Origin of the sequence: Kitasatospora sp. NPDC101157 (genome assembly GCF_044768255.1) — a bacterium.
Classification (GTDB): Bacteria; Actinomycetota; Actinomycetes; order Streptomycetales; family Streptomycetaceae; genus Kitasatospora.
Map to the genome: position 1 here is coordinate 170,364 of NZ_JBIWPL010000010.1, position 12,082 is coordinate 182,445.

Consider the following 12,082-nt stretch of genomic DNA (forward strand, 5'->3'; position numbering starts at 1 on the left):
CGAACGGTGCCGGTCCGGAGCGGGTGCCCTGTTAGATTTGCCCGGGCCCGAGCCCGGCCGTCGTACTGCCGGGCGCCCACCCCAGACACCGGGAGCCGACCCGATGACGGACCAGCCCACGACCCCCGACGCCGGCGTGCCGGAGGGCATCGACGACGCGGTACGGGCGGAGCTGACCAGCCTGCGCGAGAGCATCGACAACATCGATGCCGCGGTGGTCCACATGCTGGCCGAGCGCTTCAAGGCGACCCAGCGGGTCGGTCGGCTCAAGGCCGAGCACAAGCTGCCGCCGGCCGACCCGGCACGGGAGCGGGACCAGATCAAGCGGCTGCGGGAACTGGCCGCCGGCGCCAAGCTCGACCCGGTCTTCGCCGAGAAGTTCCTGAACTTCATCATCGCCGAGGTGATCCGCCACCACGAGGCCATCGCCCGCGCCTGAAGGCGCTGAGGGCGCTGAGGCGGCGCCCGGCATCGGAACCCGCGGGCGGCGATGTCGGGCGCGGCTAAACGCCGGATTTCGTGAGGCCTCCCGGTTGGCGTAGCGTGCAACTTTCCCCAGCCGGAGAGGTGGAGCAGCGACGATGGCGGTGAACCTGCCCGAAACGCCCGGCGGAGCTCCCAGTGAACCCGCCGAGCCCGGCGAACCAGCCGCCGGGGACGCCCACTACGCCCAGCAGGTCCAGCAGGGCCCGTACGCCCAGCAGGCCCAGCAGGGCCCGTACGACCAGCAGGCCGTGTACGACCCGTACGCCCAGCAGGCCCAGCACTCCCAGCGGGGCGGGCACGACCAGCAGGGCCCGTACGACCGGCCTGTGGCGGGGGACGAGCCCGGGGCCCGGCCCGGGGCCCGGGGTCGGGCCGGCGGACCGCGCGGGCGCAAGGCCCGCCGGTCGGCGCGCCGTCCCCGGCCGTGGTGGGTCGAGCTGCCGGTGATGGTGGTGGTCGGACTGGCGGTCGCGCTGCTGATCAAGACCTGCCTGTTCCAGGTCTTCACCATCCCGTCCGGGTCGATGGAGAACACCCTGCGGGTCGGTGACCGGGTCGGCGTGAACAAGCTCGCGCCGCTGACCGGCTGGACGCCGCAGCAGGGGCAGCCGGTGGTGTTCAAGGACCCGGGGAACTGGCTGCCGCCGCAGCCGGTCGACTCGAACCCGGTCACCAACACCGTGAGCTCGGTGCTGAGCTTCGTCGGGCTGGTGCCGCCGAAGGACGACAACTACCTGGTCAAGCGGGTGATCGCGACCGGCGGCCAGACCGTCCAGTGCGCGGGAACCACGCTGACCGTCGACGGCAAGAAGGTCGACGAGCCCTACCTGCACCCCGGCGACGACTCCTGCGCGGGCATGGACTTCGGCCCGGTGAAGGTCCCCTCGGGCTACATCTGGGTCGAGGGCGACCACCGCAGCGACTCGGCGGACTCCCGCTGGCACCGGCAGGGGCCGGGTGGCGGCGCCGTGCCGGTGGGCAACGTGGTCGGCCCGGTGTCGGCCGTGGTGTGGCCGGTCAGTCACCTCGACTGGTTCGGCTGGACCGGTCGCTGACCCCGCGGCCGGCGGCTGCCACCCGCTCCCGGGCACCCCGGGCAGCCGCGGTGGCCCGGGAAGCGGTGGCCCCGGTAGGGGCGGAACCGCCGGCACCACCCGCGCCGGAACCCGCCCCACCCCCGGCCGCGACACCGGCCCCGGCCCCATCCCCATCCCTGGCCCCATCGCCGACACCGGCCTCCACCACCGGCGGCTTGCTGGTCTGGGCCGCGAACGCGCCCGCCAGCACCAGCAGACCGCCCGTGACCTGCGGCAGCCCCAGGTGCTCGCCGAGCAGGACCCAGGCCAGCACGGTGGCGACCACGGCCTCCAGGTTGGCGACCACTCCGGCCACCGGCGGTGAGAGGTAACCGACGGAGACGACCCCGGTCAGGTAGGCGAGCACGGTCGCGATGAGCACCATCCAGGCGGCCGGGATCAGGGCGGGCAGGCTGTGCCCGTTCATCACCACGGACCCGCCGAGCAGGCCCCAGTCGGCCTGCCAGGGCCGGGTGAACACGGTGAGCAGGACGGCGCCGATCAGCAGTCCGTACGCGCTGACGGCCAGCGGGTCGACCGGCCGGTCACCGCGGCGGCCGGCATCGGCGAGCAGGAAGTAGCCGACCTGGCAGAAGGCCGCGCCGAGGGCGAACAGCACGCCCAGCGCGTCGAAGCTGAGGCCGTTCCAGACCTCCACCACGCAGGCCAGTCCGGCCACCGCGACGCCGGCGCCGATGGCCGCGCCGCGGGAGATCGGCTTGCGCTGCACGAACCTGACGTAGCCGATCAGCAGCGGCGGTCCGAGGTACTCGATGAGCAGGGCGACCCCGACCGGGATGCGGGAGATCGCGGCGAAGTAGCAGGCCTGGACGCCGGCCACGGCGAGCAGACCGAAGCCGAGCAGCAGGCCGGGGCGGCGCAGGACGGCGTCACGGTGCCGGTAGGCGATCGGGAGCAGGGCCACGGCCGCTCCGGTCACCCGGAGCCAGACCACGTGCAGCGGGGAGAGTCCGGCCTCGATCAGCGGTTTGGCCGCAGTACCTGAACCGCCGAACGCGATGGCGGAGACCAGAGCGAGGCCGAGGCCGAGGGTTCTGCCCGAAGGGTGGGTGGGCGAGGCCGTTGATCTGTGCACTGGCGCATTGTGGCAGTCCTACCAGCGCTTCGGTAAGGCGCCATTTCGTCATTTGGTCCTGGTCTCAACTGTCCGCAACGGCGTGATGGCCGACGGGCCGGATCACCGACCCCTGTCGGTGATCCGGCCCGCGTGGAACGACGTCGCCCGGAGGGGCGATCAGCCCCCGGCCCCGGCCCCGGTGAGCGCGTTCGTCCCGCCGGTGGGCTGGTTGGTCGGCTGCCCGGTCGGTCCGGTCGTCGGCTGGGTGGTCGGCGTCGGCCGGGTGGTCGGCCGGCCGGTGGGCCGCGAGGTGGGCTGGCTGGTGGGCTGACCGCCCGGGTCGGTGCCCGTCCCGGTGCCGCCCCCACCGGAGCCGGAGCCGGAGCTGGAACCGGAACCGGAGCCGGAGCCCGAGCCGGATCCGGCTCCCGAGCCGGAACCCGGTCCCGAGCCGCCCGAGGAGTTCGCGCCGGAGCCGTCGCCCTGCTGGTTGCCGGCGCCGGTGCTCGGCGTGGCGCTGCCGGCCGACGGGGTGCTGCTCGGCGTGCTCGGGACGGTCGGCAGGTCGGTGGCGCCCGAGGAGTCGCCGCCGTCCGCCGGGGTCGGGAAGTCGCTCACCGGCTGGCCCTTGAGCGCGGCCTTCATGTAGCTGGTCCAGATCTGCGCCGGGTACTGGCCGCCCGCCGCGCCGTCGATCCCGCCGACGCCGCTGAGGCTGACCTGCGCGCCGGTGCCCGGGTCCTGGCCGAACAGTGCGACCGAGGTGACCAGCTCGGGGGTGTAGCCGACGAACCAGACGGACTTCTGGTCGTCCGTGGTGCCGGTCTTGCCGGCCACCGGACGGCCCAGTGCCTTCGCTCGCCAGCCGGTGCCGCCCGGGTCGCTCACCACGCCCTGGAGCATCGAGGTGACCTGGTTGGCGGTGTCCGCGCTGATGGCCTGGGTGGTCTTGTGCGGGGGCAGGGCCACGGACTCGCCGCCGCGGTCCACCGACTGCACCAGCCACGGGGTGATCTGCTTGCCGCCGTTGTCCAGGGTGGCGTACACCCCGGCCATGTCGAACACGCTCGGGGTGGCCGCGCCCAGCGGGATGGACGGCACCGGGTCCAGGCCGGGGGTGTTGGCCGGCAGGCCCAGCGCGACGCCGGTGTCCTTGACCTTCTGCAGCCCGGTGTCCTGGGCGAGCTGGGCGAAGGCCGAGTTGACCGACCAGTCGGTGGCCTGCTGGAGGCTGATCTGGCCGTAGCTCCGGTCGCCCTCGTTCGGCGGCGCGTACGGGGTGCCCTTGCCGCCGCGGACCTTGCGGCCGCTGGTGCCGTCGTAGATCGTGTGCGGGGTGACGGTCCGGCCGTCCTGGGTCTTGGCGTTGTTCTCGAAGGCGGCGGCCAGGGCGATCGCCTTGAAGGTCGAACCGGCCTGGTAGTCGCGCCGGGTGGCGTTGTCGACGTAGTGCTTCACGTAGTCGACGCCGCCGTACAGGGCGACGACCGCACCGGTCTTCGGGTCCACCGAGACGGCGCCGGCCTGGGCGGCCGCGTCCTTCTTCCGCTTGTCGGGGTTCAGGGTGTCGTGCAGCTGGGCCTGGACGGAGTCCTGCAGGGCCTGCTGGCGGTTCGGGTCGATGCTCAGCTTGATCGTGTAGCCGCCCTTGGCCAGCTCGGTCTCGCTGATGACGTTGTTCGAGGTGAGGTACTGGGTGGCGGCGTCCACCAGGTAGCCGGACTGGCCGGACAGACCCGGGTTGGGCTGCGGGTCCTTGACGTCCGGGAAGGTGGTCCTGGCCCGCTCGTCGGCGGGGAGCCAGCCCTCCTTGACCATGCCGTCCATGACGTAGTTCCAGCGGTTGACGGCGTTCTGCTTGCCCGCCGGGGTCGCCGTGGCGACGTCGTAGGCGCTCGGGGCGTTCAGCAGGGTGGCCAGGTAGGCGCCCTGGGCCGGGTTGAGCGCGGAGGCGTCGACGCCGAAGTACGCCTGGGCGGCGGCCTGGATGCCGTACGCGCCGCGACCGTAGTAGGAGGTGTTGAGGTAGCCGGAGAGGACGTCGTCCTTGCTCTCGGTGGCGTCCACCTTGATCGCGATGAAGAGTTCCTTCACCTTGCGGGTGATCGACTGCTTCTGGTTCAGGTACGTGTTCTTCACGTACTGCTGGGTGATGGTGGAGCCGCCCTGGGTGCCCTCGCCCTTGGCGGTGTTGAGGGCGGCCCGGACCAGGCCCTGCACGTTGACGGCGCCCTCGTTGTAGAAGTTGCGGTCCTCGGCGGCCAGCGCGGCGTGCTGGGCGGCGGGGGAGACCTTGTCCAGGCCGACGTTCTGCCGGTTGGTCTGGCCGGTGCGGGTGATCACCGAGCCGTCGGCGTAGAGCCAGGTGTTGCTCTGGGCCGTCGCCGCGGCGTGCGCGTCCGGGACCTTCACCAACGCGACCCCCAGCGCGAACAGGCCGACGCCGAGCAGCAGTGCCGCGGCGAAGCCCAGCAGGGTCATCCGCCAGGTGGGTATCAGCCGGCGCCAGCCGGTGCGCTTGGGGCGGCGCGGCTTCTTGCCGCCGGGCACCGTGGTGGTGGGGCGCTTGAGCCGCTTGACCGGCCGGAGACCGATCGGCGACCGGCCGCTCTGGGCGTTTCGGAACAAGGCGCGGCCTTTCCTGCGGGCGGACCGAGCCGGCCTGCACAGACGGGGACTTCGGCGGTTAGGGACCTTCGTCCCGATTCCGGTTCACTGCCCTGGACGAGCCGGGCGGGCCCAATGGCTCCACCGGAACGGCAATCGAGACCGACATCACACATAAAACGGACATCGAAGGCCAAAAAATCGGGGAGCCCCTCGCTGCTGCGAGAGGCTCCCCAACTGTCTGTGCGCCGCCAGGGACTCGAACCCCGGACCCGCTGATTAAGAGTCAGCTGCTCTAACCAACTGAGCTAGCGGCGCCTGCTGACCTGGAAAACAATACACGGTTCCGGAGGGTGCCTCGAACCGCTCCCGCCCCGCCCGGTTCCCCTCGCGCCCGATTCCTCCCGGTTGGGGAGGCTTTCGGCCGACGGCTAGGCTGGAAAGGCGCCCAGCCCGCAGCCCGGACATCCTCGATCCCGACGCCCCCACCCCCGGCACCACCGCGCGCGGACGACGGTCGCCGCGCTGCTGCAGCTGAGTGCCGCGGCGTCTTTGCCCGGGCGAAGCGGGCGCCCCCGGCGAGCCGACCGTCGACCGGAGGCCGACATGACCACCCCCAACGGCCCGACCGGCCCGACCGGCCCGAGCAACCCCCAGGGCCCCACCGGCGCCAGCGGCCCGACAGGCCCCGCCGGTCCTCCGCACCGCACCCCCCGGGTGCAGTTCCTGCGCATCCACGGCGTCCCGCTGCACGTCCGCGCCGAGGGCAGTGGCCCGGTCTGCCTGCTCACCGGCGGTCTGGGCACCAGCTGGTTCGACTGGGACCTCGTCGTCCCCTTCCTCACCCCCTACCGCACCGTCGTCCGCTTCGACCGGCCCGGTTACGGGCTGAGCGCCGCCGAGCCCGCCACCGGGCGCCCCGCCCCGACGGCGGCCGGGGAGGCCGAGCGGATCCGCGCGGTGCTGGACGGCCTCGGGCTGGCCGGGCCCTGCACCCTGGTCGGCCACTCGCTCGCCGGTTTCCACGTGGAGGCCTTCGCCCGGCTGCACCCCGAGCGGGCCGCCGGGCTGGTCCTGGTCGACGGCAGCGTCGAACCGGAGCCCCGCCCCTACCCCGCGCCGGCCGCGCGGGACGTCGCGGCCCGGGTCGTGGCGGGCGCCGCGACCGCCCTCGCCGTGCCGTACCTGCTCGGCCCGACCGCCCGCCGGGTGACCGCCCGGTTGTCCACCGTCCGCCGCGAGGACCTCGCCCCGGCGCCACTGGTCCGGCACTGCTACCGCACCGGCCGGTCCCTGCGCGCGCTGCTGCGGGAGAACGTCCGCTACCTGGACGTGGCCGCCGAACTGGACGAGCTGCGCCGCACCCGGCCGCTGCCCGAGGATCTGCCGGTCACCGTGCTGGCCGCCGACGACGGCTGCCGGACCGGCCGCACAGAGTCCTGGCTGGCCCGGCAGCGGGAACTGGCGGCGCTGCTCGGGGCCGACTACCGGACCACGGCCCCGGCCGGGCACCTGGTGATGTCCGACCGTCCGGACGCGGTGGCCTCCGCCGTCCTCGACACCGGCTGAGGCCCGGAGCGCCTGAGGTCCGGAGCGCCTGAGGTCCGGAGCGCCTGAGGTCCGGAGCGGATTCGGCCCCCGGCCCGGCTCGGCCCGGCCCCTCAACTGCTCATCGCCCTCCTGCGCCGGGCCACCGCCCGGTTCACGGCCTGGGGGACGGGGAGGCTGTGGGCGAGCTGCCGCACCGCGCGCCGGGTCGGCTCGCCCGCCGTTCCCCGGTAGAGCCGGCGCTCCAGGCGGGCCGCCCCGATCAGCCCGGCGAGCTGGTGGTCCCGCTGCTCCGAGGGAGTGGTCGGACCGGACCCGGCGGTCCGGGCCAGCGTCGCCGCCACCCGTTCGGCGATCAGCGCCCCGGTGTCCGGCCGGACGGCGGTCCAGCGGCGCCGGGGCAGTCCGAGGAAGACGGGGGTGCGGACGGTCAGCACGCCCTGGTCGGTCAGCCGGTCCAGGTGCCGCCGGTGGCCACTGCGGTAACGGAGCGTGCCCAGCGCATGGTCCAGGGTGGTCCGGTGGCGGCCGGTACCCGCTCGTTCGAGTGCGGTCAGCACCCTGGTGGTGAGTTCGTCGTGGTCGCCCGACGGCACGAAGGCGGTGATCCGGCGGTCCTCCACGGTGATGGTGCCCGTCAGCTGCATCTCGGCGAGGACGGCGCCCGCGACCGCGGTCGGGAAAGCGGTCGGGGACCGTAGGCGCCCGGACACCGGGTCGGCGCAGAGCAGCAGCAGTTCCTCGGCCAGTGGGCGGGGGTCGGAGGAGGTCATGGTGGGAAGGTCTACCCGCTCCGGAAACGCCTCAGGCCGCCCACCGGAGTGGGCGGCCTGAGACCTTGCCATGTGCGCCGCCAGGGACTCGAACCCCGGACCCGCTGATTAAGAGTCAGCTGCTCTAACCAACTGAGCTAGCGGCGCTTGCTGACCTGGAAGACAGTACACGCCGCCGGCCCGATCCGCCGAATCGTATTCGGCCGAACACCCACCGTGGTCACCGCGCGTGGTGGCAGGCCGCCTGCTGGTCCACCGCGCCGGTGCCGTCGAGTGCCGGACGCTCCCGCTCGCACCGCTTCCGGGCCGTCGCGTCCCGGAGCCCGGCGTAGAGCGGGCAGCGGGTGCGGAAGGCGCAGCCGGTGCGGCGCTCGGTGGGGGAGGGCGGGTCCCCGGCCAGCAGGATGCGGTCGCGGGCGCGCTCCGCGGCCGGGTCGGGCAGCGGGACGGCGGAGAGCAGGGCCCGGGTGTAGGGGTGGCGGGGGTGGTCGAAGACGGCGGAGACCTCGCCCTGTTCGACCGTCCGTCCGAGGTACATCACGCTGACCCGGTCGGCGAGGTGCCGGATCACCGAGAGGTCGTGGGAGACGAACAGGTAGGACAGGCCGAGTTCGGCCTTGAGCCGTTGCAGCAGGTTGAGCACGCCGGCCTGGATCGAGACGTCCAGGGCGGAGACCGGTTCGTCCAGGACCAGCAGCTTCGGACGGACGGCGAGCGCCCGGGCGATGGAGACGCGCTGGCGCTGCCCGCCGGAGAACTGGTGCGGGTAGCGGGCGGCGTGCTCCGGGTCGAGGCCGACCTGCCGCAGCAGTTCGGGCACCCGGCGGGCGATCTCCTCGCGCGGGGCACGCTGGGCGCGCAGGGGTTCGGCGACGATGTCGCCCACCGGCATCCGTGGGTCGAGGCTGGCCATCGGGTCCTGGAACACGATCTGCAGCTCGGCCCGGAGCCGCTGGGCCTCGGCGCGGGTGAGCCGGGAGGTGTCGTGGCCGAGCAGTTCGATCCGGCCGGTCTCGGGGGCGCCCAGTTTCAGCAGTTCGAACAGGGTGGTGGACTTGCCCGAGCCGGACTCCCCGACCAGGCCGAGGGTCTCGCCCTCCCGCAGGTCCAGCTCGACGCCGTCCACCGCGTAGACCTCGCCGACCTTGCGCTTGAACACCGTGCCCTTGAGCAGCGGAAACGTTTTTCCGAGCCCGGTCACCGACAGCACCGGCGTCCGCTCGGCACGGTCCCCGGCGGACGGTCCGGGCGGCAGCCCCGGCACGGGGTACACCTCGCTCGGCGCGGGCCGCCGTTCTGCCAGCTCCGCCGAGCGCACGCAGGCGGCCCGGTGCGCGTCGTCCCCGCTCAAGGCGGGCTCCGCCGTCGAGCAGCGCTCCTCCGCCAGCGGGCAGCGCGCGGCGAACGGGCAGCCGGGCGGCAGTTCGGCCATCGGCGCCGGGGCGCCGGGGATGGGCACGAGCGGCCCGCCGCGCCCGTCCAGCCGGGGGAGCGCGCCGATCAGGCCGAGCGTGTACGGGTGGCGCGGGGCCGCGAACAGCTCGTCCACCCCGGCGGTCTCGACCACCCGGCCCGCGTACATCACGGCGACCCGGTCGGCCGCCCCGGCGATCACCCCGAGGTCGTGGCTGACCAGGACGAGGGCCGCGCCGGTCTCCTCCCGGGCGGTGCGCAGCACGTCGAGCACCTGGGCCTGGATGGTGACGTCCAGGGCGGTGGTGGGCTCGTCGGCGAGCAGGATGTCGGGCTCGTTGGCGATGGCCATGGCGATCATCGCGCGCTGGCGCATGCCGCCGGAGAACTCGTGCGGGAAGCTGTCCAGGGCCCGGTCGGGGGCCGGGATGCCCACCAGGTCGAGCAGTTCGGCGGCCCGGCGGCGGGCGGTGGCCCGGTCGACCGGCTGGTGGACCCGGACCGCCTCGGCGATCTGGTCGCCGATCCGGTAGACCGGGGTGAAGGCGGACAGCGGGTCCTGGAAGACCATGGCGACCCTGCGGCCGCGGATCGCGGCGAGTTCCCTGCCGGGCAGGCCGACCAGTTCCCGGCCGTCGAGCCGCACCGAGCCGCCGACCCGGGCGGTGCCCGGCAGCAGCCCGAGCACGGACAGCGCGGTGACGGACTTCCCGGAGCCGGACTCGCCGACGATGCCGAGGGTCTCGCCGCGCCGCAGGGTGAGGTCGACCCCGCGCACGGCGGGCACCGGGCCGTGCGGGCCGGCGAAGTCCACCCGCAGGTCCCGGACGGCGAGCAGTGGGGTCTCGACGGCGGTGGTCACTTGTGCTTCCTCCACGGACGGCGAGAGCGGGAGGACCGACGGGGAGCGTCCCCGGCGGTCGGGTCGAGGGCGTCGCGCAGCCCGTCCCCGACCAGGTTGACGGCGAGCACGAACAGCACCAGCAGTCCGGCCGCGAAGTAGAACATCCACGGGAACACCGGGGCCTCGCTGGTCCCGGCGGCGAGCAGGGTGCCGAGCGAGACGTCCGGCGCCTTGACCCCGAAGCCGAAGTAGGAGAGCGCGGTCTCGCTCATCACCGCGCCGCCGACCGCGATGGTGGCGTCGATGATGAGGAAGGAGGCGACGTTCGGAAGGATGTGCCGGCTGATGATCCGCAGCGGTCGCACTCCCATGAACCGTGCGGCGCGGACGAATTCGCGCTCGCGCAGGGAGAGGGTCATCGAGCGGACCACCCGCGCGGTGATCATCCAGTTGAACAGGGCGAGCAGCAGCACGAAGGCGATCCAGCCGGCGCTCTTCAGCCGCGACGAGACGATGGTGATGATCAGGAAGCTGGGGAAGACCAGCAGCAGGTCGACCAGGAACATCAGCGCCCGGTCGGCCCAGCCGCCGAAGTAGCCGGCGCAGGCTCCCACCACGGAGGCCAGCACGGTGGAGAACAGTGCCACGAGCAGGCCGATGACCAGCGACTTCTGCAGGCCGCGGACGGTCTGCGCGAACACGTCCTGGCCGATCCCGTTGGTGCCGAACCAGTGCTCGGCGGAGGGCGGTTGGTGCAGCGCGGTGAAGTCGGGGGCGGCGTAGTCCCAGGGCGTCAGGTACGGGCCTCCGAAGGCGAGCGCGAACAGCAGCAGGACGACGACGGCGCCGACCAGGGCGCCGCGGGCGGCGAGCAGTCGGGCGAGGACGAGCCGTCCGCGGCCGGCCGCCCGGGCGGGGGCCGGCAGGGGCGACTCGGCGGGACCGGCGGGACCGGCGGGACCGGCTGGACCGGTGGGACCAACGGGTCCGGAGGGTTCGGCGGGTTCCACGGAGATGGCGGTCATCTCGGTCTCCTCCGGTCAGGACCGCACGCGCGGGTCGAGGGCGGCGTGCAGGGTGTCGGCCAGGAAGCCGGAGGCGAGCACGACGACGGCGGTGAACAGGTTGATCGCCACCACCGAGTTGACGTCCTGTTCGTTGATGGACTGGATCAGCCACTCGCCCATGCCGTGCCAGCCGAAGATCGTCTCCGTGAAGATCGCGCCGGTGAAGATGGCCAGGAAGCTGTACGCGAACATGGTCGACATCGGGATCACGGCGGTGCGCAGCCCGTGCTTCAGCAGGGCCCGGCGGCGGGTGAGGCCCTTGGCCTCGGCGGTGCGCAGGTAGTCGGAGCCGAGCACGTCGAGCATGGTGCCGCGCTGGTAGCGGCTGTAGGTGGCGAGGCCGCCGAGGGCCAGCGAGACGGTGGGCAGCAGCAGGTGCAGCGCCCAGTCGGCGAGATGGGTGCCGAGGCCGCCGGCCAGTCCGGGGGTCTCGTAGCCGGTGAACGGGACGACCTCGTGGCCGGCCGCGTCCTTCGCGGCGATCGCGCCGTTCTTGAGGAACAGCGCGACGAGGAAGACCGGGGTGGAGAGCAGCACGAAGGACAGCACGGTGAGCAGCCGGTCGGAGATCCGGTACTGGCGCACCGCGCTCCACGCCCCGGCGGCGACGCCGAGGACCATGCCCAGCAGGCTGCCCAGCAGCATCAGCCGCAGCGAGACCCAGACCCGGCGGCCGAAGTCGTCGGAGACCGGGGTGTCGTGGATGGTCCGGCCGAGGTCACCGTGGAGCAGTCCGCCGGTCCAGTGGCCGAAGCGCACCAGCACCGGGGTCCGGTCGTTCAGGTTGAGGGCGGTGAGCTGGTGCTCGACCGACTCGGCCGACGGGCGCGGGACCTTGGCGTCGAAGTAGGTGCGGGGCTGGAGGGCGGTCGCGGAGATCGCGTACGCCAGGAAGACGGCGGCGATCAGCAGCACCGCGTAGTAGCCGAGCCGCTTGGTGAGGTAGCGGAGCATCAACGGCCGCCCGGGGTGGGGGCGGGGCCGACGCGTCTGGTGGGCATCGGGTGGTGGCCTTCGGTCGGGGCCCGGTCAGGGCGTCAATCGGCGGGCGGAGCGGGCGAATCGGGAAAGCGCAGGTCAGAGTGAAGCACCCGGGCACGGCGGGGGTGTTGCGGCAGCGTTGCGGCCCGTGACTTTTGGATCAGGTGTGCGCTCCTCCCCCTGGTGGCGGATCTGATCCGCTGTTACGT

The 12,082-nt window shown here is 73.3% G+C and carries 9 protein-coding genes and 2 tRNA genes; 3 read left to right on the forward strand and 8 right to left on the reverse strand.

Features of this window, described 5'->3' with window-relative positions:
- Positions 1-103 precede the first annotated feature (103 nt).
- The gene (locus tag ACIRVF_RS21675; RefSeq protein WP_402820015.1) at positions 104-439 is read left to right on the forward strand and encodes a chorismate mutase; all 336 of its coding nucleotides are present in this window, start codon (positions 104-106) and stop codon (positions 437-439) included.
- Between the two features lie 142 nt (positions 440-581).
- A complete protein-coding gene (gene lepB / locus ACIRVF_RS21680; protein WP_402820018.1) occupies positions 582-1,541 on the forward strand; it encodes a signal peptidase I in 960 nt (319 codons plus the stop codon).
- Here lepB and ACIRVF_RS21685 read toward each other — a convergent pair.
- The 3 genes from ACIRVF_RS21685 to ACIRVF_RS21695 all read right to left on the reverse strand — a co-directional run bounded on the left by ACIRVF_RS21685 (position 1,504) and on the right by ACIRVF_RS21695 (position 5,565).
- On the reverse strand, positions 1,504-2,658 hold the full coding sequence (locus ACIRVF_RS21685) for an EamA family transporter (RefSeq protein ID WP_402820021.1): 1,155 nt from the start codon (positions 2,656-2,658) through the stop codon (positions 1,504-1,506). The genes lepB and ACIRVF_RS21685 overlap by 38 nt on opposite strands.
- 159 nt (positions 2,659-2,817) lie before the next feature.
- On the reverse strand, positions 2,818-5,268 hold the full coding sequence (locus ACIRVF_RS21690; RefSeq protein WP_402820024.1) for a transglycosylase domain-containing protein: 2,451 nt from the start codon (positions 5,266-5,268) through the stop codon (positions 2,818-2,820).
- A gap of 223 nt (positions 5,269-5,491) precedes the next feature.
- Positions 5,492-5,565 (reverse strand) — tRNA-Lys (locus ACIRVF_RS21695).
- A 399-nt stretch (positions 5,566-5,964) separates the two neighbouring features.
- Here ACIRVF_RS21695 and ACIRVF_RS21700 point away from each other — a divergent pair.
- On the forward strand, positions 5,965-6,816 hold the full coding sequence (locus ACIRVF_RS21700; protein ID WP_402820239.1) for an alpha/beta fold hydrolase: 852 nt from the start codon (positions 5,965-5,967) through the stop codon (positions 6,814-6,816).
- A 92-nt stretch (positions 6,817-6,908) separates the two neighbouring features.
- Here ACIRVF_RS21700 and ACIRVF_RS21705 read toward each other — a convergent pair whose 3' ends face one another.
- The 5 genes from ACIRVF_RS21705 to ACIRVF_RS21725 form a co-directional block, all read right to left on the reverse strand.
- Complete coding sequence (locus ACIRVF_RS21705) at positions 6,909-7,568, reverse strand: GPP34 family phosphoprotein (protein ID WP_402820027.1); 660 nt, start codon at positions 7,566-7,568, stop codon at positions 6,909-6,911.
- A gap of 73 nt (positions 7,569-7,641) precedes the next feature.
- Positions 7,642-7,715, reverse strand: a tRNA-Lys gene (locus ACIRVF_RS21710).
- A 73-nt stretch (positions 7,716-7,788) separates the two neighbouring features.
- Positions 7,789-9,843: a dipeptide ABC transporter ATP-binding protein gene (locus ACIRVF_RS21715; RefSeq protein ID WP_402820030.1), complete on the reverse strand. Its 2,055-nt coding sequence runs from the start codon at positions 9,841-9,843 to the stop codon at positions 7,789-7,791.
- Positions 9,840-10,850, reverse strand: a complete 1,011-nt coding sequence (locus ACIRVF_RS21720) for an ABC transporter permease (RefSeq protein WP_402820033.1) — start codon at positions 10,848-10,850, stop codon at positions 9,840-9,842. The genes ACIRVF_RS21715 and ACIRVF_RS21720 overlap by 4 nt, the downstream gene beginning before the upstream one ends.
- A gap of 15 nt (positions 10,851-10,865) precedes the next feature.
- A complete protein-coding gene (locus tag ACIRVF_RS21725) occupies positions 10,866-11,846 on the reverse strand; it encodes an ABC transporter permease (protein WP_402820035.1) in 981 nt (326 codons plus the stop codon).
- Between the last annotated feature and the right edge of the window lie 236 nt (positions 11,847-12,082).